The following is a 26,066-nucleotide window of genomic DNA, read 5'->3' as shown; positions in this document are numbered from 1 at the left end:
CGCACTCCCACCCACCACGAAAGAGAACACGATGTCCCTGCACACATCCGGCGCGCCCGCCCGCTCCTCCGCGGCGTCCCGCACCGGCCGCCGCCCCGCCCGTCTCTCCCACCGCGCGGTCGCCGCCGTCGCGACCCTTCCCCTCCTCGCGCTGCTCGCGGCGTGCGCGACGAACGCCGACGCCGAGCCCGGCACGGCGGACAACGAGAAGGCCGCGGAGGCCGCCGGTCTCGTGATCGACACCTCCCCCGACCAGGAGTTCATCCACACGACCGAGTCGCCCGAGGCGATCGCGCTCCTGCCCGAGGACGTCAAGGCCGCAGGGGTCCTCAAGGTCTCCACGACCGCGGGCGGGCTGCCGCCCCTGGGGTTCCTCGCGGACGACGACAAGACGCCCATCGGCAACGAGCCCAACATCGCGGTCCTCGTCGCGGACGCCCTGGGTCTCGACCTCGAGCTCGAGGTGAAGGCGTGGGCCGACTGGCCGCTCGCGCTGCAGTCCGGGGACGTCGACGCCGTGATCTCGAACGTCACCGTGACGGAGGAGCGCAAGGAGCTGTACGACTTCTCGTCCTACCGCAACGACCAGCTCGGCTGGCTCTCGGGCGCGTCGAACGACAAGGTGCCCGCGATCAAGGAGGCCAAGGACATCGCGGGCCTCACGGTGGGCGTCGGGTCGGGTACCAACCAGGAGAAGATCCTGCTCGCCTGGAACGAGGAGAACGTCGCCGCAGGCCTCGACCCCGTCGAGGGCGGGGAGCCCGAGTACTACGAGGACTACAAGGACGCGCTGCTCGCGGTCGCCTCGGGTCGCCTCGACGTGTACGTCGGGCCCAACGCGAGCCTCGCGTACAGCGCCGCGACCGCGCCCGACCAGTACAAGGTCGTGGGAACGCTCAACGGCGGCTGGCCCGCGACGGCGCAGATCGCGGTCGCGACCCTCAAGGGCAGCGAGCTCGCCCCGGCCGTCACGGCGGCGATCAACCACGCGATCGAGGACGGCAGCTACGCCAAGCTCCTCGAGCACTGGGGCCTGGAGGACGAGGCGATCGCCGCCTCGGAGACCAACCCGCCCGGGCTGCCCAAGCCCTGACCGGACGGCCGCCCGGCCTGCGGGGCTCCTCCTGGGACCCGCGGGCCGGCGGCACCGGCCACCTTCCGTGAGCACCGGCCCACCGTCCGTGAGTGCCGGACCACCCCGAGAGAGGCAGCCAGCATGACCGAGCACGTGTCGCACGTCGTCGTCGGCGGCGGCGTCATGGGGTCTGCCGCGGCGTGGCAGCTCGCGCGCGCAGGGCACGACGTCGTCCTGCTCGAACGTTTCGAGCCCGGCCACGCGAACGGCGCCTCGCACGGCGCGTCGCGCATCTACCGCACGACGTACTCCCAGCCCGCGTACCTCGACCTCGCGCAGGAGGCGTTCGGCCTGTGGCGCGAGCTCGAGCGTGACGCCGGCCTGCGCGCGGACGCCGTCCTCACGCTGACGGGAGGTGTGAGCCACGGTGTCCCGCGGCGCACCGAGATCGGGGACGCCCTCGCCGCGCGGGGCATCCCGCACGAGTGGCTGCGCCCCGAGGAGGCCGCCGACCGCTGGCCGGGCCTGCGTTTCGAGGGCGACGTCCTGCACGAGACCGCGACGGCCGGGCGCGTCCACGCCGACCGCGCGGTCGCAGCCTTCCAGTCCGCGGCCCGCGCGCACGGTGCCGACGTCCGCCACGGCGTGCACGTCCGCCACGTCCACCCGGGTACGGGCTCGGTGCGTGTCGTCACGGACCGGGGGGACCTGGTCGCAGGCACGGTCGTGGTCGCCGTGGGTGCGTGGAGCGCGGGCCTGCTGGGGGAGGCGTTCCCCGAGCCCGACGGCGCCGCGCCCCTCCCGTCCCTCGTCGTCACCCAGGAGCAGCCCGCCCACTTCGCGCTCGCCCTGGGTGCGCCGGCGGAGGGCACCTGGCCGGCGTTCACGCACGCCCCCGCCGAGCCGCACGCGTGGCCCAGCGGCGTCTACGGGCTCGCGACCCCGGGGGAGGGGATCAAGGTCGGGTTCCACGGCGTCGGCCCCCGCACGGACCCCGACCGGCGGACCTTCCGTCCCGAGCCGGGGCAGCTCGCCCAGCTCCAGGACTACGTCCGGACGTGGGTGCCGGGCGCCGACGCCGACCGGTTCGTGCCCGTCTCGTGCACGTACACCACGACCCCGGACCACGACTTCGTGCTCGACCGCGTGGGCCGCGTCGTGATCGCCGCGGGGTTCTCGGGGCACGGGTTCAAGTTCGCGCCGTCGATCGGGCGCGTCCTGGCCGAGCTGGCGCGCGAGGACCCGGACGCGTCGCCCGAGGCCGCAGACCGCCTGTTCTCCCTGGCCCGTTTCGCGCGAGGACCCGTGGCGCAGGTCCCCGGCCGGGCGGGCTGACCGGCAGACCGCCTGCGACACCCACCACCTCGATCCGCTCCGACCCATCGAAAGGCCACCATGTCGACCACGACCGACCTCGCCGCCCTCGCCGAGACCACGCCCGCCGACCCCGCTCCCTCCGAGGCCGCACCCGCGGAGGCCTCGCCCCTGACCGAGCGCTACGGCCCCGACCAGTCCGTCCCCCTCGCTCCGCCCACCGCGGCGATCGACGGGATCCTGCGGCACCGCACGGTACGCGCCTACCTGCCCGACCCGCTCGACGAGACGGTCCTGCCGACGCTCGTCGCGGCCGCGCAGTCCGCCCCGACGTCGTCCAACATGCAGTTCTGGAGCGTCGTCGCGGTCACCGACCTGGAGCGCAAGGACCGGCTCGCGGCGCTCGCGGGCGGTCAGGAGCACATCCGGCAGGCACCGCTCCTGCTCGTGTGGGTCGCGGACCTGGCGCGTGCCCGCGCGATCGGCGCGGCGCACGGCACCTCGCTCGAGGGGACCGACTACCTGGACTCGACGGTCGTGGCGTTCGTCGACGCGGCGCTCGCCGCGCAGAACGCCGTCGTCGCCGCGGAGTCGCTGGGGCTCGGGACCGTGTACATCGGCGCGCTGCGCCACCACCCCGAGCAGGTCGCGGGCGAGCTCGGCCTGCCCGAGGGCACCGTCGCGGTGGTGGGCCTCGTCGTCGGGCACCCGGACCCCGCGGGAGGCGAGCGGGTCAAGCCGCGCCTGCCGCAGGCCGCCGTGCTGCACCAGGAGACCTACGACCTCGACGCCCAGGCCGAGCACGTCGACGCCTACGAGGACGTCATCGCGCCGTTCTACCGCGACGAGGGCCTCACGGAGAGCTGGCGGCGCCGCGTGGTCGACCGGCTCGCGATCCCCGGCCCCCAGCGCGGGCACGCGCACCTGCACTCGGCGCTCGCGGCCCGCGGCCTGCCGTCCCGCTGACCCGTCTCTCGTCCCGCACCCAGCGCCCCCACCGACTCGCAGAGGACCTTCCGATGACCACCTCCGACCAGCCGACCGTCCCTCAGTCCTCGCCCCCGACCCGGGTCCCGCTGTCGATCCTCGACCTCGCCGTCGTGAGCGAGGGGTCGACGGGGGCGCAGGCACTGCGCGACACCCTCGACACCGCGGTCCGGGCGGACGCCCTCGGCTACCGTCGCATCTGGTTCGCCGAGCACCACCTGTCGCCCGGCGTCGCGTCGGCGTCCCCCGCGGTCCTCGCGGCCCTCGTCGCGGAGCGCACGTCGCGCATCCGCGTCGGGTCGGGGGCCGTGCTGCTGAGCACGACGAGCCCGCTGATCGCGGCCGAGCAGTTCGGGACCGTCGCGGCCCTGCACCCGGGGCGCGTGGACCTGGGCCTGGGCCGGGCCTTCACCCCGCCCCCCGCGAAGGGCGGGAAGAGCGCGAGTGGCGAGGCTCCGCCGTCGGGCACGGGAGAGGCACCGGCCGCACCGCCGGTCCCGCCCGCCCCCGCCCGGCCGGCCGGGATGCGCGTGGTCGACGGGCTCCTGGTCCCCGCCGCGCCGGGCGTCGACCTCTCCGACTCGGCGCTGCGTGAGCGGCTGCTCGCACAGAAGGAGGTCGTGGGCGCGAGCCGGACCCCGGGGGAGTTCCGTGCTGAGCTCGAGCTGGTCCTCGGGCTGCGCGCCGGGACGTTCACCGACGGCGCGGGCACCGGGTGGACGAGCCCTCCCGTCGAGGGTGCGGCGTTCGACCTGTTCGTCCTCGCGTCGAGCGGTGGGGTCAGCGCACGTGTCGCGGGCGAGCTCGGCCTGCCGCTCGCCGCGAACTACCACGTGGGCCCGTCCGCGACGCTCGACACGATCGCGGCGTACCGGGCGGCGTTCCGCCCGGGCGTGCTCGACCGCCCGTACGTCGTGGTCTCGGCCGACGTCCTCGTCGCGGACACCGACGACGAGGCCCGCCGGATCGGCGAGCCGTTCACGGCCTGGGTCCTGTCGATCCGTCGCGGGGCCGGCGGCGCGATCGCCTACCCGGCGCCCGGCACGTCGCCGGCGTGGGAGGACCTGTCGGACGCCGACCGGGCCGCGGTCCAGGACCGGGTCGACACGCGGTTCGTCGGGTCGCCCGAGACCGTCGTCGAACGCCTCGAGACCCTGGCGCGCGTGACCGCGGCCGACGAGATCGTCATCACGACCGCCGCCCACGACCCCGCCGACCGGGCCCGCTCGTTCGACCTGCTTGCCCGGCACTGGGGCCTGCTGCCGACCGACGCGGCCCGGCCGGGCGTCGCGGCCGCCCGCGAACCCGCCCTCGCGAGGTAGAGGACGCCACCCCTCTGCCTCGGCACCCGCCACCCACCACACCCAGGAGACGACATGACCCAGCCCCAGCCCCTCCTCACCCCGGCCAGCGACGCGGGAGCCCGCGTCGCCGACGGGGCCTTCCTGATCGACGTCCGCAGCGAGGGCGGCCGCGCGACCGCCGGCACGATCCCCGGCGCCACGGTCACCGACCGCGACGACCTCGACGCGATCTTCGGCTCCGCCTCCGCCCCTGCGGTGTCGCTCGACACCCCGGTCGTCGTGGTCTGCGGCTCCGAGCGGGGCTCGGGCCCCGTCGCCGAGGCCCTCGCGGCACGCGGCTACACGAACGTCACGCACGTCGAGGGCGGCTTCCCCGCCTGGCGCGACGCGGGACTCCCGGCCGAGCCGGGGACGGGAGCGGCGCCGTCGGGCCCGCACGAGCCCGTCCGGCAGCGCGCATGAGCGCCCCCACCACGTCGCGCCCGCGCGCGGACAGCCCGCCCGACGGCGCCGCTCGCCCGGGCGAGCACACCCACCGGGGAGCGGGGTCGCCCCGGGAGGGGGCCGGGGTGACCGTGCGGCTCGTGACCCCCGCCGAGTACGAAGCCGTCGCCGACCTGCTCGACGCGGCGTACGGGCACGAGTACTCGATCTCGGACTCGTACCGGGCCGTGCTGCGCGACGTCGCGACCCGCGCGGCCGAGCACGACGTGTGGGTCGCGGTCGACGACGAGACCGGCGCGCTGCTCGGGACGGTCGCGACGCCGCTGCCCGGCCGGCACATCTCGCCCCTGGCCCTCGACGGCGAGCTCGACTTCCGGCTGCTCGGCGTCGCGCCCGCTGCCCGGGGGCGGGGGATCGGGGCCGTGCTCACGCGGCACGTCCTCGACGTGGCCCGCGCCCAGGGGGTGCAGCGGGTCGTCATGAACTCCGGCCCGCAGATGACCCGCGCGCACCGGCTCTACGAGGCGCTCGGGTTCCGGCGCCTGCCCGAGCGCGAGACCCGCGTGATCGAGGGGGAGGGCGGCGGCCGGCTGCACGCGTACGGCCTCGACCTCACCCCGGCGCCGGCCCCGCCACCCCTGCTGCCGAGGTAGACCCCCCGGCGCGAGGTAGACCCCTGGGCGCACACACGCGGGTCTACCTCGCGCGGACGGGTCTACCTCGGCATCAGGCCACCCATCGAACGACCCCACCACCCCACCCACGGAGAACACCATGCCCGTCGAGTTCCTCGGCATCGCCACCACGAGCGACGCCTCCGAGACCACCGCCCGCACGACCGCCCCCTTCGACAAGCAGTACCTCGAGCGCCTCGTGCGCGCCCACGAGGACAACGGCTGGACCCGCGTCCTGTTCGCCTACGGGTCGAGCGGCCCCGAGCCGTCGGCGCTCGCGGCCTGGACCGCGGCCCGCCTCGACACGGTCGAGCTGCTGCTGGCGCACCGCCCCAACGTCTCCTACCCGACGTTCGCAGCCAAGTCCTTCGCGACGCTCGACCAGCTCTCCGAAGGGCGGCTGTCGGTCCACTTCATCACGGGCGGCAACGACCACGAGCAGGGGCGAGAGGGAGACACCCTGACCAAGGACGAGCGCTACGCCCGCACCCACGAGTACATCCAGATCGTCAAGAGGGCGTGGTCGAGCGCCGAGCCGTTCGACCACCACGGGACGTTCTACGACCTCGACGACTTCGTGCTGGACGCCAAGCCCTTCGAGGGGCGCACGCCGACCATCTCGTTCGGCGGCTCCTCCGACGCGGCGTTCCGGGTCGGTGCGGCCGAGGCCGACATCTACGCGGTGTGGGGCGAGCCGCTGGACCGCACGGCCGAGCAGATCCAGCGCGTACATGCCGAGGCCGCTGCCGCCGGTCGGCAGACGCCGCCGCGCATCCACGCCGCGTTCCGCCCGATCATCGGAGCCACCGAGGAGCTCGCCTGGGAGAAGGCCCACCGCGTGCTCGACCGGATCGAGGAGCGCAAGGCCGCGGCCGGGGGCGTGCTGAGCCGTCGCCACCCGATCGACAAGCCCGAGAACGCGGGCTCGCAGCGCCTCCTGGAGATCGCGGCGCAGGGCGACCGGTACGACACGGCCCTGTGGACCGCGACGGCGAGGGCCACCGGGGGAGCGGGCAACTCGAACGCGCTCGTCGGGACGCCCGAGACCGTCGCGCAGGCCCTGCTCGCGTACTACGACCTGGGCGTCCGCATCATCTCGGCTCGTGGCTACGACCTGCTCGACGACGCGACCGACTTCGGCCGCTACGTCATCCCGATCGTGCGCGAGGAGGTCGCCAAGCGCGACGCCGAGGCCGCGCAGACCCAGGCGGCCTGAACCCCGCTCCCCACTCTCCACCCCCTCCGCGAGGTAGAGGGCTCTGGTCGAGGTAGAGGTCCGGAGCCCTCTACCTCGACGCCAACCCTCTGCCTCGGCACCGTCCCCCACCCCAGAAGGAGCCCTCACCGTGCGTTTTCAGGTCCTCGACATCGTCTTCAACCCGCCCCATCCCGTCACGGGCGAGGCGGTCCCCGCGGCCGACCGGCTCGAGCGGGTCGTCGAGACAGCGGTCCTGGCGGAGGAGCTCGGCCTCGACGCGTTCGCGGTCGGGGAGCGGCACGCGGGGGACGTGCTGTCCTCGGCGCCGACGGTGATCCTCGGGGCGATCGCCGCCCGGACGTCGCGCATCCTGCTGAGCACGGGCGTGACGGTGCTGTCCCTGCTCGACCCGATCCGCGTCGCCGAGGACTACGCGACGATCGACCAGCTCAGCCGGGGCCGGTTCGAGATGGTCATCGGCAAGGGCAACGAGGCCCTCCAGTACCCGCTGCTGGGCCTCGACCTCGCGAAGCAGTACGAGTACCTCGAGGAGAACTACGAGCTGCTCCGTCTGCTCCTGAGCGGCGAGGAGGTCGACTGGGAGGGCCGCCACCGCCCGGACCTGCGAGGCGCCACGACCCTGCCCCGCCCGTACGACGGCGCGTTCCGGATCTGGCACGGGTCCGCGACCTCGCGGTTCGCGGTCGAGCTCGCCGCGAGGTGGGGCGACCCGATCGTGAGCGCCAACGCGCTCCAGCCCCGCGAGAGCTACCAGGTGCTGATCGACCACTACCGCGAGCAGTACGCGGCCGCAGGGCACGACCCGGCGTACGGGTTCGTCGGGTCGGGGTCCGGCGGGCTCTTCCTCGCCGACACCACCGAGCAGGCGATCGAGGAGTTCCGGCCCATCTACGAGGGCGCGGTCGCGCGCGCGGACCTGCGCAAGCACGACCCGTCCGCGGTCGGCAAGGTCACGAGCTTCCGGACCATCGAGGAGGCCGTCGAGCGCGGCCCCGCCCTCGTGGGTTCTCCCGAGCGCGTGGCCGAGAAGATCCTCGACTACCACCAGAGCTACGGGCACGACCTCCAGTCGGTCTCGATCAACCACCTCCTGGAGCCCGCCCGGCAGGACGACGTGCTGCGCCGGTTCGCGGAGGAGGTCGTGCCGCTGGTCAGGGCCGAGGTCAAGACCGACCTCTGGGGGCCCGCCGACGCCCGCCGGGCCAAGGGGTTCACGGCGCGGTAGGCCCGACGGGCGAGCCTGCGAGGGGCCGGCCGGGCAGGGCCGGCACCCTGGCGGAGCGTTCCCGCTCGGCCTAGGCTGGAAGTGTCCGGCAGGCCCTCGCGTGCGCCGGGCACGGGCACGGAAGAAGGCTCCGACGATGTGGCTCCTCGTGATCTCCGGCGCGGTGGGCGCGGCCCTGGTCGCCGCCATCGCCTGGTTCATGGTGCGCGTCGACCGGCCCTCCGCGGATGCCCTGCCACCGCTCGGACCGCACCGGACCACCCTGCGGGAGCGGCGTCGTCGGGCACCCGATCCTCTCGTGGCGCTCGCGCTCCAGATCCGCCTCGGGCGGCTCGCCGACGAGCTGCGCGCGGTCGAGGCCGACCCGGACGTCTACGCCCGCGCCCACCACTACCTCGCGGCGCAGGGTGCGTACGACGCGCTGCTGCGCGAGGCGTGCCGGCTCAGCGGGCTCGACGTCGAGGCCGCCCCGCTGCGTGCGGGCCTGCGCAGCGACGAGGACGAGCGGCTGCGCGAGGAGCTCGAGCTCAGCGCGCGCGGGTGGAGCTGGTGACCCGGCAGCACGGGTGAGGGGCCCGACGGCGGCGCGCTCCACCGTCGGGCCCCGGTCCGTGCGGCTCAGAGAGCCGAGTGGTCCCCGATCCGGTGGTACGACCGGTCGTGGTAGACCAGCGGTGTCGCGTCCGCCCGGGTCCCCGACGCGAGCGCGCGCAGCGAGACCAGGTAGCTGTCGCCCACGGGCGTGCGCTGGATGATGCGGCCGCGCACCCACGACAGCGCGCCGTCGATCACGGGTTCCCCGGACTCGAGGGGAGACCAGCCGCCGGCCGCGAAGCGGTCGATCCCGCTCGTCGCGAAGCGCGCCGACACGTCGTCCTGGTCGGCGCTGAGGAAGTTGACCGTGACAGTGCGGGCCGCCGAGATCGCGGGCCACGACGACGACGTCGACGCGAGCGAGAACGCGAGCAGCGGCGGCGCGGCCGAGACCGAGATGACCGACGTCGCCGTGAAGCCCACGGGGCGGCCCTCGTGCTCGAGCGCGACGACCGCGACACCCGCGGGGTGCTGCCGGAACACGGCCTTGTAGGCGTCGGCGCTGAGCTGCGGCTCGTCCTGCTCGTGGAGCAGGGCCTCGAGCCCGGCGAGTCCGGCGACGTCGGAGCGGGTCGTGGGTTCGGCGGTCATCGGGTCACCTCGGCGAGCTCGGGGGCGGTCCGGTGGGTGGTCTCCTGCCCGACGGCGGCGCTCGCCGCCCGCAGCAAGGGCCCTCCCGCGTGGTCGAGCCAGGCGTCGACGGTGCTCGTGAGATCGGCCTCGCCCAGCCGGGAGTCCAGGAGGGTGAGCGTGCGCGCGGGGACCGTCGCGCCGAGCTCGACGAGGAGCGGGCGCAGGTGCACCTCGCCCGCGAGAGCGTGCGCGGGGTTGCCCGACACCACGACCGGGACGGCCACGACCCCGGCCAGGCCGTCGGGGCCGTAGAGGTCGAGGAACGCCTTGAGCAGCCCGGTGTACGAGCCCTTGTAGACGGGCGTCGCGACGACCAGGACCGCGGCGCTCGCGGCGATGTCCCGCGCGGTGTCGGCGCGCGGGTGCTCGGGGGCGAGGATCTCGGTGGCGATCTCGGCGAGGTCGATCGTGGCCGGGGTCGGGTCGGCCGGGGCGAGGCCCAGGTGGTCGGCGACGCGGGCCGCGACCGTCCGGGCGGCGGTCAAGGTCCGTGAACCGGGCCGCGGGTTGCCGACCAGGGTCACCACGGCCGGTCGTGGGTCGTCGGTCTGCGTCGGGCGGGGTGCTGCGGGGTGCTGGGTCATCGCTTCCTCACTGTCGTCGTGCTGCACGCTTGCCGCGTCGTGCCGGCGCGGCCAGGTCATCTCCCGGAGCACCCCGTCGTGAAGGGGTTGCTGACCAGCGAGCCGGGGCTTCGCGCTGGTGCTCGTGACCTCTGGGTAGGGGTATAGCCCTGGAGGGGCGAATCTGCACCGATCAGGTCGAGAATTCTCAGAGGGTGGACGGAGGTTTCCGGAGGTGGGACCTCGAACTGTTGCCCCGAGCAAGGGCGGCGTCCCAGGTCATGAGCCTGGCGTCTCCCAGAGTGGGACGGGAGTACGGCGATGTTTACGAGTACGTAACCTGGTGCGGTTCAAAGCCCGCCCTGCCGAGGAGCACTCCATGGATAGTCGTCTGCAGTCCGTCTTCGACGAGGTCCTCGCCCGCAACCCTGGTGAGGTCGAGTTCCACCAGGCGGTTCGCGAGGTCTTCGACTCGCTCGGGCCGGTGCTCCAGAAGAACCCCCAGTACGTCGACGCCGCCGTGCTCGAGCGCATCTGCGAGCCCGAGCGCCAGATCATCTTCCGCGTGCCATGGGTCGACGACCAGAACCACGTCCAGATCAACCGCGGCTTCCGCGTCGAGTTCAACTCGGCCCTCGGCCCGTTCAAGGGCGGCCTCCGCTTCCACCCCTCGGTGTACCTCGGGATCGTCAAGTTCCTCGGGTTCGAGCAGATCTTCAAGAACTCGCTCACCGGCATGCCCATCGGCGGCGGCAAGGGCGGCTCGGACTTCGACCCGCGCGGCAAGTCCGACGGCGAGGTCATGCGCTTCTGCCAGTCGTTCATGACCGAGCTCTACCGCCACATCGGCGAGTACACGGACGTCCCCGCGGGCGACATCGGCGTGGGCGGCCGCGAGATCGGCTACCTGTTCGGTCAGTACAAGCGCATCACGAACCGCTACGAGTCCGGCGTCCTCACGGGCAAGGGCATCAGCTGGGGCGGATCCCTCGTGCGTACCGAGGCCACGGGCTTCGGCACGGTGTTCTTCGCCGACCACATGCTGCGCACCAAGGGCCAGACCTTCGACGGCCAGCGCGTCGTCGTCTCCGGCTCGGGGAACGTCGCGACCTACGCGATCCAGAAGGCTCAGCAGCTCGGCGCGAACGTCGTGTCCTTCTCCGACTCGTCGGGCTACGTGGTCGACGAGGCCGGCGTGGACGTCGACCTGCTCCGCCAGATCAAGGAGGTCGAGCGCGGGCGCGTGGCCGACTACGTCGAGCGTCGCCCCGGGGCACGCCTCGTGACGGGCGGCAGCATCTGGGACGTCCCCGCGACGGTCGCGCTGCCGTGCGCCACCCAGAACGAGCTGAGCGAGCAGGACGCGAAGCAGCTCGTCGCGAACGGCGTCGTCGCGGTCGCGGAGGGCGCCAACATGCCCACGACCCCGGGCGCGGTCTCGCTCCTGCAGGACGCCGGCGTGCTCTTCGCCCCCGGCAAGGCGGCGAACGCGGGCGGCGTCGCGACCTCGGCCCTCGAGATGCAGCAGAACGCCTCACGGGACGCATGGACGTTCGAGTACACCGAGGAGCGCCTCGCGCACATCATGGAGGGCATCCACTCGCGCTGCGAGGAGACCGCCGACGAGTACGGCGCACCGGGCAACTACGTCCTGGGCGCGAACATCGCGGGCTTCACCAAGGTCGCCGACGCGATGATCTCGCTGGGCGTCATCTGACGGACCATGGGTCCCTGGGTCCCTGGGTCCCTGGGTCCCTGGGCGGCCCGGCCGACCGACGGGAGCGGTGCGCCCCGTGCGCCTCGCGGTGCGCGGAGGGCGCCGCTCCCGTCGTCATTCGGGGAGGTCGGGGCTTCTCGGCGCTTCTCGGGCGCACGGGGCACGGGCGCACGGGGCGCGCGTGACGGCGTCGGGTCTACGCTGACCGCTGACACGGGTGCGCTGCGGCGTGCCGACCCCGACCCAAGGAGCATCCCCACATGGCACGCGAGGTCGCCCTCGAGATCGCAGTCCAGGACACCGACGGCGTGCGGATCGCCGCACAGGTCGGGGCGCGCCGCGTCGAGCTGTGCGCGGCGCTCGGGGCGACGGGTGGGCTGACGCCGAGCGTCGGGCTCGTCGAGGCCGCGGTCGCCGCTGCGGCCGAGGTAGCGGGGGACGGGGTGCCCGTCGAGGTGCACCCTCTGGTCCGGCCGCGCCCGGGCGGGTTCGTGTTCAGCGCGGCAGAGCTCGACGTGCAGGTGCGTGACGTCCGCGCGGCGGTGGCGGCAGGGGCTTCCGGGGTCGTGATCGGTGCCCTCACGGCCGACGGGCTGGTCGACGCGGACGCGGTGCGTGCTCTCGTCGCGGCCGCGAGCGGGCGCGACGTGACGTTCCACCGGGCGATCGACGTGGTCGAGGACGTCACGTCGGCGCTCGACCTCCTCGCGGACCTGGGTGTCACGCGTGTCCTCACCTCGGGCGGCGCCCCGAGCAGCATCGACGGGGTCGACCGGCTGCGGGAGATGGCGCGTCACTCCGCGGGGCGCGTCCAGCTCCAGGCGGGCGGGGGAGTGCGCCCGCAGGACGTGGGGGCGCTCGTGGCGGCCGGGGTGGACGCGGTCCACCTCTCGGCCAAGCGCACGCTGTCCGACGACGGCGGCCCCGGTGGCGGGGGCGGGTCCGGCTACGACGTCACGGACCTGGACGTCGCGCGCGCGGCGCGGGACGCGGTCGACGAGGCTCTCGCGAGCCTCTAGGAGGCAGGTGTCGGAGCGTTCCCACGGAGGCCGCGCGCTCAGGAGCGCGCCCTCCGTGGGGCGTTCGTTGTGCACTGCGCATCGATTGCTGCTCGTGGATGCCGGCCCGAACCCGCAGGATCTAGCGGTTTCTGGGCTCTCCGGAGTCGGCGAGATTTCATTTAGGTAACTTTCCTGTTGTATTGGTCGGAAGCCCGTCCGGGATTCGTTAGTGTTCCTGCCACGAGCTCGCACGGTGGCGAGCGGCCGATCAGCGTGACGACGCGTTGACGACTCGAGAGGACCAATGATGATTCGAAGCGTGGCGCGCAAGCGCCTGCTCACGACGGTTGCCCTGGTGACCGGTGTGACGATGTTCGCGGCCGGCTGCTCCAGCTCCGGTGGCGAGAAGTCCGAGGAGGGCGGCGGCGACGCGGGTCGTGTCCTGAACGTGTGGGCCGGCACGCAGACCCCCGTGGTCGCGAACTTCAACCCCTACTCCCCGAACCCGCTGCACGCGGCGAACGGCGCGATCTACGAGCCGCTCTTCTACTACAACAAGGCGCAGGCTGGCGCCCCGGAGCCTCGCCTCGGCGAGTCCTTCGAGTGGTCCGAGGACGGTCTCTCCCTCACGGTGAAGATCCGCGAGGGCGTCAAGTGGACGGACGGCGAGGACTTCACGGTCGACGACGTCGTCTACTCGCAGACGAACGAGGCGACCAAGCGCGACTTCATCACCTCGGTCGAGGCCGTCGACGCCACGACCGTGAAGTGGACGTTCAACTCGCCCCAGTTCACGTCCGAGGTCCAGCTCCTCGGCACCGCCCTGGTCGTCCCCGAGCACATCTTCTCCAAGATGGGCGACATCGTCTCCGACCTCAACACCGAAGCGGTCGGTACCGGCCCCTACAAGGTCGACGCCGTGACCGACGCGGCCTACACGGTCGTCGCGAACGAGGACTACTGGGCAGGCGCGCCCAAGGTCAAGAAGGTCCGCTACCTCGGGATCGACGCCAACCAGAGCGCCGAGGACCTGCTCACCACGGGCAAGGTCGACTGGGCCGGCATGTTCGTCCCTGACCCCGAGCGCATCACTGGTGACGGCCGCCTGACGATGCTCAACACCCCGCAGGACCCGACCACGCTCTACACCTGCTCGACCGTCTCGCTCGGTTGCACGGGCGCCCAGACGGACGCCGCGGTGCGCCAGGCGCTCAACCTCGCGATCGACCGTGGCGAGATCAACGAGAAGGCCTTCGCGGGCCAGGCCGCCGTGGTCTCCCCGACCTTCGCGCTGCTCGGCCGCGACGACCGCTGGATCTCCCCTGACGTCGAGAAGGAGAGCCCGCAGAGCGCCGACCCGGCCGCTGCCGCCGCGATCCTCGAGGGTGCCGGCTACACCAAGGGCGCCGACGGCATCTATGAGAAGGCCGGCAAGAAGGTCGAGATGACCCTCGTCACGGTCGACGGCTGGACCGACTACAACTCCGTCGGCGACCTCGTCGCTGAGCAGGCCGCGAAGGCCGGCATCAAGGTCACGCACAACAAGGTCACGCAGCAGGAGATGTCGGACGCGCGCGTCGCCGGCACCTACGAGCTCATGGTCGGTGGCATCACCGGTCCGTCTCTCGACGACCCGTTCTCGATCTACCGTCAGTGGATGTCGACCGAGTACACGGGCCCCGTGGGTGAGGTGCTCGAGTCGGGTCGCTTCAACTACGTCCGCTACTCGAACCCTGTCGTCGACGCGGCCGTCTCGGCGGCAGCCGCGACGAACGACGAGGACCTCAAGAAGGAGCAGTACGCGGTCATCCAGAAGGAGATCACGCGTGACCTCCCGTACATCCCGGTCGTCGTGAACGCCACCCAGACCTTCGTCGACACGAAGGACTTCACGGGCTGGCCGACGGACGAGGACCTGTACGCGTTCCCGCCGTCGTGGAGCACGGTCTCGCTCGGCGTCGTGCTCTCGAAGCTCGAGCCGAAGAACTGATGTCGTACCGCCGAAGAGGAGTGTCGAGCAGCAAGGGATATGCATCATGAGGTTCTACGTCCGCCGAATCACGTTCTACGTGATCACTCTCTGGGCGGCAGTCTCCCTGAACTTCCTGCTCCCCAAGCTCATGCCTGGGGATCCCAAGCAGATCTTCATCGACAAGTTCGTCCGCAAGGGCGGCGAGCTGACTCCAGCGATGCAGAACAGCATCGACCTCCTCTTCGGCGGTGACGACGACGCCACCCTGTGGGACCAGTACCTCTCCTACTGGGGCAAGATCCTCCAGGGCGACCTGGGCATCTCGATCACGTACTACCCCAAGCCGGTCGTCGAGCTGATCGGCGCGGCCCTCCCGTGGACCCTGGGTCTCGTGGGACTCGCGACGATCATCTCGTTCATCCTCGGCATCGTCGGCGGCGCCTGGGTCGGCTGGAAGCGCGGCACGTGGGTCGACCACGTCATCCCGGCGTCGACCCTCCTGCAGGCCCTGCCGTACTTCTGGCTCGCGCTCATCCTGGTCTCGGTCTTCTCGGTGTCGCTCGGGTGGTTCCCGATCATCGGCGCCTACGACATCTTCAGCTTCGACAACGGTCCCGAGTGGTCCTGGGAGTTCGTCGGCAGCGTCGTCTATCACGGCACGCTGCCCGCGCTCACGATCATCATCTCGGCGGTGGGAGGCTGGCTGCTCGGGATGCGCAACATGATGGTCTCGACCCTCTCCGAGGACTACGTGACCACGGCGGAAGCCAAGGGGCTGCGCCCCATGCGGGTCGCGACGACCTACGCCACGCGCAACGCGGTGCTTCCGTCCATCGCCGGATTCGGTGTCACCCTCGGCTTCGTGGTCGCGGGGTCGGTGGTCATGGAGCAGGTCTTCTCCTACCCGGGCCTCGGCAAGCTCCTCTTGACGTCGGTGCAGTCCAACGACTTCGCGCTGATGCAGGGGACGTTCCTCGTGATCACCGTCTCGGTGCTCGCGGCGAACTTCCTCATGGAACTGATCTACGGCTTCATCGACCCGAGGACGCGGAACAATGGCTGACGACATCCGAGAGGCACAGGCCGTGACCCCGGCGGCGGACGCCGCGCCCGCGGCGTCCGTGGTGGTCGACGGCCTCCCGCCCGAGAACCACACGCCAGGCATCGAGCCCGACGTCCCGATCACCTCGCCCGACGCGTTCGCCGTCGCTTCCACGGACGGACCAGCCCCGAAGCGCGGACTACGGGCCATGCTGCCCCGCCGGTCCGGGAAGCTCATCGTCGGGCTCGCGCTGGTGATCGCGATCATCGTCTTCTCGATCATCGGGCCGTTCTTCACGCAGAGCCCGACGTCGACCGAGAACCAGCAGTACCTGCCGCCGAGCTCCGAGCACTGGCTCGGGACCAACCACCTTGGCGTCGACATCTTCGCGCAGCTCGCGAACGGTGGCGCCGGCTCGCTCATGGTCGGCCTCGTGGCCGGCACTCTCGCCCTCGTGCTCTCGCTGTGCTTCGGCATCATCGCGGGCTACGTCGGCGGCTGGACCGACGAGATCCTCAAGTTCATCACCAACGTCATGCTCGTCATCCCCGGGCTGCCGCTCGTCATCGTCATCTCGGCCTATCTCTCGACCAGGTCGCTGTGGATCGTCGCGCTCATCCTCGGCTTCACGGCCTGGGCCGGGGCCGCGATCGTTCTCCGGCTGCAAGCCAAGTCGCTCCGCAGCCGCGACTACGTCTACGCCGCGAAGGTGGCAGGCGAGAAGACCCACCGGATCATCCTCGTGGAGATCCTGCCGAACCTGCTCCCGTTGCTGGCCGCCAACTTCCTCGGCGCAGTGCTCCTCGCGATTCTCGGCGAGGCGGGCCTGTCCTACCTGGGCCTCGGGCCCTCCGGCTCCATCACGTGGGGCACGATCCTCAACCAGGCGAGCGCGAACGGCGCCCTGGCCCAGCAGATGTGGTGGTGGTTCGTTCCTCCGGGCCTCATGATCGCTCTGTTCGGCTGTGGGCTCGCGCTCATCAACTTCAGTATCGACGAGATCATCAACCCCAAGCTGCGCCAGGCCCCGGCCGCGGTCAAGAGTGTGCGCAAGGCCCGCAAGAGCCGCGCCACGCAGCGCCCCTCCGGCCCGTCGGCTGTCGCCTCGGCGCCGGTGGCGCCCCGAGACGACGAGAAGGTCAAGGCATGAGCACGTCGACCGTTTCCGCCAGGCCAGCCGGTGACGCTGGAGCGGGGCCCGGGGCGATCCCGGTGCTCACCGCGAGCAACATCTCGATCGAGTACCAGGTCACCCCCGTGGTCCAGGCGGTGAAGGACGTGTCCCTCACCCTCCATCGCGGAGAGATCCTCGGTCTGGCCGGTGAGTCGGGCTGCGGCAAGACGACCCTTGCGTACGGGCTCAACCAGCTCCTCAAGCCGCCGGCGCTCCGCACCAGCGGGGAGATCGTCCTGCACGACAAGGACGGCCACGACATCGACGTGGCGGCACTGTCCGGGAACGCGCTCAGGGCCTTCCGTTGGGACAAGGTGTCGATGGTCTTCCAGGGGGCCATGAACGCCCTCAACCCGGTCATCAGCATCAAGGCGCAGCTCTTCGACGTCTTCGACACGCACCGTCCAGGGATGTCGCGCAAGGAGAAGACCCAGCGCAGTCGTGAGCTCCTCGAGCTCGTCGGGGTGGATCCCAAGCGCCTCGACAGCTACGCGCACGAGCTCTCGGGCGGTATGCGCCAGCGCGTCATGATCGCGATGGCCCTGGCGCTCAACCCTCAGGTCATGATCATGGACGAGCCCACCACGGCTCTCGACGTGGTTGTGCAGCGGGGCATCTTGCGGGAGATCATGCGGCTGCGTGAGCAGCTCGGGTTCGCCGTCATCTTCATCACGCACGACCTGCCGATGCTGTTGGAGATCAGCGACCGGATCGCGGTCATGCTCCAGGGCGAGATCGTCGAGCTCAACTCGGCGGAGGCGATCTACGCCGCCCCTGCCCACGAGTACACGCGCAAGCTGCTCGCCTCGTTCCCCAGCCTCACAGGCGAACGAGGCGCCTTCGTCCGCGCCGGTGGGGACACCGAGGACAACACGGGAGAGGTGGCCTGATGGGCGCCCTGGAGGTACGCAACCTCACCAAGGACTTCGTGATCCGCAACGGCTTCAAGAAGACGAGCCTGCGCGCGGTCAACGACGTCTCGTTCACGCTCGAGCCGGGCAAGACGATCGCGATCGTCGGGGAGTCGGGCTCGGGCAAGTCGACCGTCGCGCGCATGATCGCCAAGCTCGAGACGCCGTCCTCCGGTGAGATCCTGCTCGACGGGACGCCGAGCGCGCAGCGGGGGGCGTCGCTCGCGAAGTACCGTCACGACGTCCAGATGGTCTTCCAGGACCCGTTCGCGTCGCTCAACCCGTTCCACTCGATCCGGCACCACCTCGAGCGGCCCCTGCGCATCCACAAGGTCGCCCGGACCCAGAAGGACGTCGACGCGGCGGTCGAGGAGCTGCTGACTCGCGTCAACCTGACCCCGGCCAAGGTCTTCGCGGAGAAGCGCCCGCACGAGATGTCGGGCGGTCAGCGGCAGCGCGTCGCGATCGCCCGTGCGCTCGCTCCGGGAGCCCGGTTCCTCATCGCGGACGAGCCGGTCTCGATGCTCGACGTCTCGATCCGCCTCGGTGTCCTCAACCTGCTCGCGCGTCTCCAGCGTGAGGAGAACCTCGGGGTCCTGTACATCACGCACGACCTCGCGACGGCACGTCACTTCTCCGACGAGATCATCGTGATGTTCCGTGGCAACATCGTGGAGCGGGGTCCGTCCGACGACGTGATCCTCAACCCGCAGCACGAGTACACCAAGCTCCTTCTGTCCGCGGCGCCCGACCCGAAGAACCAGGGCAAGCTGCGAGACGAGGTGCGCAACGAGCTCGCATCCACGGCGACCGCCTCGGGGGAGGCCACCGCGGTGCGTGACCGCTTCGGTACGGCCGGCCTCTAGGACGGCCCCGCCGGGCGGTGTCGGCGCGAGCAGGCGACCGACGCACGAGTGACGGCTCCGGGCCACGGCCTGGGGCCGTCAGTCGTGTGCCGAGGGCGGGAGACGGCGGCGAGGAGCCGCCGCGCCGCCCGACGGCGCCAGACACCCCCTAGAGTCGGGACGTGCCCTCCCGGAACCTGCGCGTCGCGCCCGTCGCCCCCACCCTGCCGACGGTCGATCCCGTCCTGACCGCGCTCGCCGCCCTGCGCGCGGAGATGGAGATCCCCGCCGAGTTCCCGTCGGACGTCGTCGAGGAGGCCTCGGCGGCAGCGCAGCTCGATGTCTCGACCGGGCGCGAGGACCTGCGCGACGTCCCGTTCGTGACGATCGACCCGCCAGGCTCCATGGACCTCGACCAGGCGGTCCACCTCGAGCGCCTCCCCGGCGGCTACCTCGTCCGGTACGCGATCGCCGATCTCGCGGCCTTCGTGACCCCGGGCGGAGCGCTCGACGCGGAGGTGAACGAACGGGGGATGACGCTCTACGGCCCCGACGAGCGCACGCCGCTGCACCCTGCGGTGCTGTCCGAGGCCGCTGCGAGCCTCCTGCCGGACGCGGACCGGGCCGCCGCCGTCTGGCACGTGACGCTCGACGAGCGTGGCGAGATCACCGACGCCCGGGTCGAGCGGGCGCTCGTGCGCAGCACGGCGCGACTGAGCTACGAGGAGGTCCAGACGCGGCTCGACGCCGGAGACGCGGGGCAGATGCTCGACCTGCTGCGCGAGATCGGCCTGCTGCGCGAGGCACGCGAGCGTGAGCGCGGCGGGGTGTCCCTCAACGTGCCCGAGCAGGACGTGGTGGCGCACGAGGACGGGTCGTTCGGGCTCGAGTTCCGCTCGACCCTCCCGGTCGAGGGCTGGAACGCGCAGGTGTCCCTGCTGACGGGCATCGCGGCAGCCCGGATCATGCGGTCGGGCGGGGTGGGGATCTTCCGGACGCTCCCTGCCGCAGACCCGCGGGACCTGGAGCGCCTGCGCCGTACGGCCGGGGCGCTCGGCATCGACTGGCCCCGCGACCTGACCTATGGCGAGCTGCTCGCGACCCTCGACTCGGCGAGCTCGCGGCACGCGGCCTTCCTCAACGAGGCGACGTCGCTGTTCCGTGGGGCGTCGTACGCGCCGTTCGGCGGCACGGGACAGCCTGCCGAGGTACCCGACGACGTCGCGCACGCCGCGATCGCGGCCGAGTACGCGCACGTGACCGCACCGCTGCGCCGCCTGGTCGACCGCTACGGGACCGAGATCTGCCTCGCGCTGTGCGCCGACGAGGACGTGCCGGTCTGGGTGCGCGACGCCCTGCCGGGGCTGCCGCGCACCATGGCGCGAACCGGTCAGCGCGCTGGTTCGTACGAGCGGGCGAGCGTCGACATCGTCGAGGCGGCGTTGCTCACGGGGCGGGTCGGTGACGTGTTCGACGCCGTGGTCGTCGACGTCGAGAACGACGAGGAGCGACGCCGGCGGGCGGCCAAGGGAGCGTCGGCCGCTGCGCCGACGCCGGACGCGCGCGACGTGGTCCGCGGCCAGGTCGTGATCGTCGAGCCTGCGGTCCGCGCGAGCGTCGAGGGCGTCGGCCTGCCGCTGGGCGACCCGGTCAGGGTCCGGCTGCGCGAGGCGTCGGTCGAGCGCCGCCGGGTCGACTTCGAGCTCGCCTGAGGGGCCCGCTCCGCCGAGTGCGTGATTCCGCAGCGAAACGCCCGGTGAGTCGCAGCGAAGGCACGCACTCGGCGACGAGCACGGGAGGATGGACCCATGCCTCCTCGTCGCCGCACCGACCCGGCCGTCGGCCGCACCGCTCTCGCCGCCTGGCAGGACGGAGCCGCCGGACGCCCCGAGGTCACGACCGCCGTCCGCTTCACGCTCGAGGAGCTGGCCGAGGTCGCACCCGGCCACGCGGTCGAGGTCAGGGTGCCCCCGTACGGCGCGGTCCAGGCGGTCGAGGGCCCGCGGCACACGCGCGGGACCCCGCCCAACGTCGTCGAGACCGACCCCGAGACGTGGCTCGGTCTGGTCACCGGTGCGGTCGAGTGGCCGGAGGCCGTCGCGGACGGGCGCATCAGCGCCTCGGGGGAGCGCTCGGACATCTCGTCGCTGCTGCCGTTGCAGGCCGCGCGCCGCCGCGACCGGTAGGGCCCGCGCGCCAGGACGCGCTGGCGCGTCACCCTCGGTGGGCGAACCCGTCACCCTCGGTGGGCGGCCCCGTCACCTTCGGCGCGCACCGCGGCCGCGCCGGCCAACGGCAGGATGGGCCCTTCGAGGTTCACGGTGTCTGCATCGTGAGATAGCGTGCGAGGCGAACGGGCGACGGTGCCCGTCGGCCGGACCGCGCACGACGACGTCGCGCACCCCGGCCGGAGGGTGCCGTACGCCTGGGGGACGTGGTCGTTCGACCGGTGGAGACCGGCCGGACACCACGTGTTCATCAGCCTGCTGTTGGATTCCAGAGCCTGCACCCGCGCCACCCGCGCCGAGGCGGGCGCGCCGGGAACCCGGCCACGACACGAAGGAGTCAGCGTGATCGGTAGTCACCATCAGTCCCGACGCAGGAGAGGTGTGGTCGCGGCCACCCTGTCGGCGTCGCTCGTCGCCACGGCGGCGCTCAGCACGGTCGCCGCGGGGTCGGCGTCTGCTGCGGTCGACGGCTCGTCCGTCGTCATCAACGAGGCGTACCTCAACGGCGGGAGCGCCAACGCGCCCTACCTCAACAAGTTCGTCGAGCTCTACAACCCCACGGCTGCGGACATCGACCTCACGGGCTGGTCGGTCCAGTACCGGTCCGCGACGGGCACGGGCGCCTCGAACGGCGTCGTCCCGCTCACGGGGAAGATCAAGGCGGGCGGCTACTACCTGGTGCAGGGGGCGTCGAACGGCGCCAACGGCGCCGCGCTGCCGACGCCCGACGCGACGGGGACCATCGCGCCGCAGGGGCAGAACGGGACGCTCGCGCTGGTCAGGTCTGCCTCGGCGATCACGATCACGCCGGGCTCGGTCGTGGCCAACCCGCAGGTCGTGGACCTCCTGGGCTACGGCACGTCCAACACGTTCGAGACCGCGGCGGCTCCCGCGGGAACGGCCAACACCGTGCCCGGCTCGCTCAACCGCGCGGCCGGCGCGGACACGGACGACAACTCCGCGGACTTCGCGGTCAGCAGCACGGTGACCCCGCAGAACAGCGGTGGCGGCTCCGGCCCCGGCCCGGACCCCGAGCCCGGCACGGCCAGGACCATCGCCGAGATCCAGGGAACGGGCGACGCGAGCCCCTTCGTGGGCCAGACCGTCACGACGCGCGGCGTCGTGACCGCGACCTACCCCTCAGGCGGCTTCGACGGCCTCTACATCCAGACCGCCGGTTCGGGCGGCGACCTCGACCTCGCGACGCACACCGCGTCGGACGGGCTGTTCGTGTACTCGAAGGCCGCGGCGACGGCGCTGCAGGTCGGCCAGCACGTCGAGGTCACGGGGGTCGTCTCGGAGTACTTCGGGCTGACGCAGGTCACGCCCTCGGCGACCGGCTGGAAGGTCCTCACGGACCCGGCCGAGGTCGTCAAGCCCGCGAACGTCGCGTACCCCGCGACGGCCGTGGACCGCGAGAAGCTCGAGGGCATGCTCGTCCAGCCCGCCGGTGACTACGTCGTCGCCGACAACTACGACACGAACTACTACGGTTCGGTCGTGCTGGCGAGCGGCACCGAGCCGCTGCGGCAGCCCACGTCGGTCGGTCGTCCGGGCAGCGCGGAGGCCGCAGCAGCGGTCGCCGACGCCAACGCCCGCCGCGTCAACCTCGACGACGGAGCGACGACCAACTTCAACAACGCGGCGAACAAGGCCAAGCCGCTGCCCTACCTGACCGGCGGTGCACCGGTGCGCGTCGGCGCGCTCGCGACCTTCACGTCGCCCGTGGTCCTGGACTACCGCTTCGACGGCTGGAACTTCCAGCCCGTCACGGAGCTGACCCCGGCCAACGCGGCCGCGGTCCAGCCCGCGACGTTCGCGAACACGCGCACGGACGCCCCGGAGGCCGTGGGCGGCGACGCGACGGTCGCGACGTTCAACGTCCTGAACTACTTCACGACGACGGGCGACCAGCTCAGCGGGTGCCAGTTCTACACGGACCGCGAGGGCAACCCGATCACGGTGCGTACGGGCTGCGACGCCCGTGGCGCGGCGAACGCGGCGAACCTGCAGCGTCAGGAGACCAAGATCGTCGCGGCGATCAACGCCCTGGACGCCGACGTCGTCTCGCTCGAGGAGATCGAGAACTCCAAGGCGTTCGGCAAGAACCGTGACGCCGCGCTCTCGACGCTCACGGACCGCCTCAACGCCGCGGCCGGCGCGGGGACCTGGGCCTTCGTGCCCTCCCCGGCCACGCTGCCCGCCTCGGAGGACGTCATCCGCACGGCCTTCATCTACCGTCCGGCGGCCGTCGAGCCCGTGGGGGCCTCGGTCATCCACGACGTCGCGGCCTTCGACAACGCGCGTGAGCCGCTCGCCCAGACCTTCCGGCTCGCCGGGGGAGAGGCCTCGACGGACTTCGTCGTCATCGCGAACCACTTCAAGTCCAAGGGCTCCGGCTCGGGGGCCGACGCCGACCAGGGAGACGGGCAGGGTGCCTCGAACGCCTCGCGCGTCAAGCAGGCCACGGCGCTCGTGACGTTCGCCGACCAGGTCTCGTCGGCTGCGGGCACCGACAAGGTGCTGCTCGCAGGCGACTTCAACGCCTACGCCCAGGAGGACCCGATCAAGGTCCTCACGGACGCGGGCTACGTCGACCTCGGTCCCACCACGGGCAAGGAGACGTACCTGTTCGACGGCCTCGTCGGCTCGCTCGACCACGTGCTCGCCTCGCCCGGTGCCGCGACCGCGGTCACTGACACCGACATCTGGAACATCAACTCGGTCGAGCCCATCGCGAACGAGTACAGCCGCTTCAACTACAACGTCTCGAACCTGTACGACACCACGGCCTTCCGCTCGTCCGACCACGACCCGATCGTCGTCGGCCTCGAGCTGGGCGGCGAGGAGCCGGGCGGGGTCAAGGAGCTCGACCTGCTCGCGATCAACGACTTCCACGGTCGGATCGACGCGAACACGGTCGCGTTCGCGGGGACCGTCGAGCAGCTGCGCGCCGCCAACCCGGCGGGCACCGCGTTCCTCTCGGTCGGCGACAACATCGGCGCGTCGCTCTTCGCGTCGGCGCTGCAGGACGACCAGCCGACGATCGACGTGCTCAACGCCCTGGACCTGTCCGCCTCCGCGGTGGGCAACCACGAGTTCGACAAGGGCTTCGCCGACCTGACCGGTCGCGTGACCGACGCGGCCGACTGGTCCTACCTGGGCGCCAACGTCTACGCCAAGGACACCACGAACCCGGTCCTGCCGGAGTACGCGGTGATCGACGTCGACGGCGTCAAGGTCGGCGTCATCGGCGCCGTCACCGAGGAGACCCCGACGCTCGTGACCCCGTCCGGGATCGCGGACCTCTCGTTCGGGGACCCCGTCGAGGCCGTGAACCGCGTCGCCGCGCAGCTGCGTGACGGCGACCCGGCGAACGGCGAGGCCGACCTCCTGGTCGCGCTCTACCACGAGGGTGCGAGCGCGGGCACGCCCGACGGCTCGACGCTCGAGCAGGAGCTCGCTCACCAGGGCGCGTTCGAGCAGATCGTCAACGACACGGACGCTCGCGTCTCGGCGATCTTCACGGGTCACACCCACAAGCAGTACGCGTGGGAGGCCCCGATCCCCGGGACCGACCGGACCCGCCCGGTCCTGCAGACCGGCAGCTACGGCGAGAACATCGGGCACGTGAGCCTGACGTTCGACACCGCGACGGACCTGGTCACGGACTACTCGGTCGCGAACGTCAAGCGCACCACGACGCCTGCCCCGGAGCTCGTCGCGGCGTACCCGCGCGTGGCCGAGGTCAAGACGATCGTCGACGCGGCGCTCGCGCAGGCCGAGGTCATCGGCGCTCAGCCCGTCGGCTCGGTCACGGCGGACATCACGACCGCCTTCCTGGGCGGCTCGTACGTCGACGGCACGTACAAGGGATCGGGTCCGCTGCCCTCCACGGGTCGTGACGACCGTGCCTCGGAGTCGACCCTGGGCAACCTCGTGGCGACCTCGCTGCTCGACACGCTGGCCGACCCGGCCCGAGGCGGCGCCGACTTCGGCGTCGTCAACGCGGGCGGTCTGCGCAACGAGCTGTTCTACGGCGACGACGGCGTGATCACGTACGCCGAGGCCAACGCGGTGCTGCCGTTCGTCAACAACCTGTGGACGGTGTCCCTCACGGGTGCCCAGGTCGAGACGATGCTCGAGCAGCAGTGGCAGACCAACCCGGACGGCACGCGCCCGTCGCGTCCGTTCCTGGCCCTGGGCCTGTCGGACAACGTCAGGTACACCGTCAAGACGACCGACGTGAACGCCACCCCCGGCGACAACGTCACCTCGGTCCTCGTCAACGGCGAGCCGCTCGACCCGGCCAAGACGTACCGGGTCGCGACGTTCTCGTTCCTCGCCACGGGTGGTGACAACTTCCGGGTCTTCGCGCAGGGCACGGACGCGCGTGACTCGGGTCTGATCGACCGCGACGCGTGGATCTCGTACCTGCAGACCCACCCGAACCTCAGCCCCGACTTCGCTCGTCGCAGCGTGGTCGCGGACGGTCTGGGGACGGTCACCGCGGGCGAGTCCGTGACGGCTCAGGTCTCGCGCCTCAACCTCACGTCGCTCGGCAGCCCGCTCAACACGGGCGTCTCGGCGTACCTCGTGCCTGCGGGCACGGCGTTCGACCCGGCGAACCCGGGGACGGTCGTGGCCACGGGCACGGTCACGAACGGGGCCGCGAGCCTCGAGGTGCCGGTCCCGGCGGAGACCGCGGGGGGCGAGTACGGCGTGTACGTCGTGGCGGCCCCGAGCGGGACGGTCACGCGCCTGGCGCTCACGGTCGAGGGTGCGGACCTGCCCGACGTCGTCATGGACGACCTGAGCGCCAAGGCCCAGTGCGTCGGGGGCCGCGTGCACCTGTCGGTCAAGGGGACGAACGGTGAGACGCTCCCGATCGACGTGCGCTACACGACGGCGTACGGCGAGAAGAAGTTCACCAAGCTGGCGCCGGGCAAGATCGCGGCGCAGTCGTTCAACACCCGTGCCACGTCCGTGCCGGCCGGCACGGTGCGCGTCGCGGCGTACAAGTGGCAGGACGGTCAGGGCTTCTACGAGACCTACGACGTGGCCTACCCGGCGGTCACGTGCGGCTGACGCACTGATCGCCTGAGGATCCGTCGGGCCTGCTTCCCTCTCGGGGGGAGCAGGCC

General features: G+C 72.0%; 21 protein-coding genes and 1 riboswitch. Of the genes, 19 read left to right on the top strand and 2 right to left on the bottom strand.

Annotated elements, in window-relative coordinates; genetic code table 11:
• Positions 1-31: 31 nt before the first annotated feature.
• From H9652_RS06390 to H9652_RS06350, 9 genes are all read left to right on the top strand, one after another.
• Positions 32-1,093, top strand: a complete 1,062-nt coding sequence (locus tag H9652_RS06390) for an ABC transporter substrate-binding protein (RefSeq protein WP_191795505.1) — start codon at positions 32-34, stop codon at positions 1,091-1,093.
• 123 nt (positions 1,094-1,216) lie between these two features.
• Positions 1,217-2,410, top strand: a complete 1,194-nt coding sequence (locus H9652_RS06385; protein WP_191795504.1) for an FAD-dependent oxidoreductase — start codon at positions 1,217-1,219, stop codon at positions 2,408-2,410.
• 60 nt (positions 2,411-2,470) lie between these two features.
• The gene (locus H9652_RS06380; protein ID WP_191795503.1) at positions 2,471-3,355 is read left to right on the top strand and encodes an NADPH-dependent oxidoreductase; all 885 of its coding nucleotides are present in this window, start codon (positions 2,471-2,473) and stop codon (positions 3,353-3,355) included.
• Between the two features lie 53 nt (positions 3,356-3,408).
• Positions 3,409-4,698 carry an LLM class flavin-dependent oxidoreductase gene (locus H9652_RS06375; RefSeq protein WP_191795502.1) on the top strand — a complete coding sequence of 430 codons (1,290 nt, stop codon included), beginning with the start codon at positions 3,409-3,411 and terminating at the stop codon, positions 4,696-4,698.
• Positions 4,699-4,752: 54 nt separating this feature from the next.
• A complete protein-coding gene (locus tag H9652_RS06370) occupies positions 4,753-5,142 on the top strand; it encodes a rhodanese-like domain-containing protein (RefSeq protein WP_191795501.1) in 390 nt (129 codons plus the stop codon).
• On the top strand, positions 5,139-5,777 hold the full coding sequence (locus H9652_RS06365) for a GNAT family N-acetyltransferase (RefSeq protein ID WP_191795500.1): 639 nt from the start codon (positions 5,139-5,141) through the stop codon (positions 5,775-5,777). Before H9652_RS06370 ends, H9652_RS06365 begins: the two co-directional genes overlap by 4 nt.
• A gap of 121 nt (positions 5,778-5,898) precedes the next feature.
• Positions 5,899-7,014 (top strand): LLM class flavin-dependent oxidoreductase, encoded by a 1,116-nt coding sequence (locus tag H9652_RS06360; RefSeq protein WP_191795499.1) that lies wholly within the window; start codon positions 5,899-5,901, stop codon positions 7,012-7,014.
• A 130-nt stretch (positions 7,015-7,144) separates the two neighbouring features.
• The gene (locus H9652_RS06355) at positions 7,145-8,242 is read left to right on the top strand and encodes an LLM class flavin-dependent oxidoreductase (protein ID WP_191795498.1); all 1,098 of its coding nucleotides are present in this window, start codon (positions 7,145-7,147) and stop codon (positions 8,240-8,242) included.
• A 136-nt stretch (positions 8,243-8,378) separates the two neighbouring features.
• On the top strand, positions 8,379-8,795 hold the full coding sequence (locus H9652_RS06350) for a hypothetical protein (protein WP_225227835.1): 417 nt from the start codon (positions 8,379-8,381) through the stop codon (positions 8,793-8,795).
• A 65-nt stretch (positions 8,796-8,860) separates the two neighbouring features.
• On the opposite strand, the gene H9652_RS06345 is transcribed toward H9652_RS06350, so the two are convergent.
• On the bottom strand, positions 8,861-9,427 hold the full coding sequence (locus H9652_RS06345; RefSeq protein ID WP_191795497.1) for a flavin reductase family protein: 567 nt from the start codon (positions 9,425-9,427) through the stop codon (positions 8,861-8,863).
• The gene (locus H9652_RS06340) at positions 9,424-10,053 is read right to left on the bottom strand and encodes an NADPH-dependent FMN reductase (protein WP_191795496.1); all 630 of its coding nucleotides are present in this window, start codon (positions 10,051-10,053) and stop codon (positions 9,424-9,426) included. Before H9652_RS06340 ends, H9652_RS06345 begins: the two co-directional genes overlap by 4 nt.
• A 20-nt stretch (positions 10,054-10,073) precedes the next feature.
• Positions 10,074-10,183, bottom strand: a riboswitch (SAM riboswitch).
• Between the two features lie 228 nt (positions 10,184-10,411).
• On the opposite strand from H9652_RS06340, the gene gdhA reads away from it, so the two are divergent.
• From gdhA to H9652_RS06290, 10 genes are all read left to right on the top strand, one after another.
• Entirely contained in the window at positions 10,412-11,749 is a 1,338-nt protein-coding gene (gene gdhA, locus H9652_RS06335) for an NADP-specific glutamate dehydrogenase (RefSeq protein WP_191795495.1), read from the top strand.
• A gap of 260 nt (positions 11,750-12,009) precedes the next feature.
• The gene (locus H9652_RS06330; RefSeq protein WP_191795494.1) at positions 12,010-12,768 is read left to right on the top strand and encodes a copper homeostasis protein CutC; all 759 of its coding nucleotides are present in this window, start codon (positions 12,010-12,012) and stop codon (positions 12,766-12,768) included.
• Positions 12,769-13,054: 286 nt separating this feature from the next.
• Positions 13,055-14,740: an ABC transporter substrate-binding protein gene (locus H9652_RS06325; protein WP_225227834.1), complete on the top strand. Its 1,686-nt coding sequence runs from the start codon at positions 13,055-13,057 to the stop codon at positions 14,738-14,740.
• A gap of 46 nt (positions 14,741-14,786) precedes the next feature.
• Positions 14,787-15,785: an ABC transporter permease gene (locus tag H9652_RS06320; RefSeq protein WP_138826301.1), complete on the top strand. Its 999-nt coding sequence runs from the start codon at positions 14,787-14,789 to the stop codon at positions 15,783-15,785.
• On the top strand, positions 15,778-16,914 hold the full coding sequence (locus tag H9652_RS06315; RefSeq protein WP_138826299.1) for an ABC transporter permease: 1,137 nt from the start codon (positions 15,778-15,780) through the stop codon (positions 16,912-16,914). The genes H9652_RS06320 and H9652_RS06315 overlap by 8 nt, the downstream gene beginning before the upstream one ends.
• A complete protein-coding gene (locus tag H9652_RS06310) occupies positions 16,911-17,828 on the top strand; it encodes an ABC transporter ATP-binding protein (RefSeq protein ID WP_138826297.1) in 918 nt (305 codons plus the stop codon). Before H9652_RS06315 ends, H9652_RS06310 begins: the two co-directional genes overlap by 4 nt.
• Entirely contained in the window at positions 17,828-18,715 is an 888-nt protein-coding gene (locus H9652_RS06305) for an ABC transporter ATP-binding protein (protein WP_191795493.1), read from the top strand. Before H9652_RS06310 ends, H9652_RS06305 begins: the two co-directional genes overlap by 1 nt.
• A gap of 161 nt (positions 18,716-18,876) precedes the next feature.
• Positions 18,877-20,406 (top strand): RNB domain-containing ribonuclease, encoded by a 1,530-nt coding sequence (locus H9652_RS06300; protein WP_318244008.1) that lies wholly within the window; start codon positions 18,877-18,879, stop codon positions 20,404-20,406.
• 96 nt (positions 20,407-20,502) lie between these two features.
• Complete coding sequence (locus H9652_RS06295; protein WP_191795492.1) at positions 20,503-20,880, top strand: sterol carrier family protein; 378 nt, start codon at positions 20,503-20,505, stop codon at positions 20,878-20,880.
• 423 nt (positions 20,881-21,303) lie between these two features.
• Positions 21,304-26,010, top strand: a complete 4,707-nt coding sequence (locus H9652_RS06290) for an ExeM/NucH family extracellular endonuclease (RefSeq protein WP_191795491.1) — start codon at positions 21,304-21,306, stop codon at positions 26,008-26,010.
• Positions 26,011-26,066: the final 56 nt, after the last annotated feature.

It is taken from the genome of Oerskovia rustica (genome assembly GCF_014836555.1).
Lineage (GTDB): Bacteria > Actinomycetota > Actinomycetes > Actinomycetales > Cellulomonadaceae > Oerskovia > Oerskovia rustica.
Note: the sequence above shows the minus strand (reverse complement) of the source record. Positions and strands in the feature narration are given on the sequence as shown.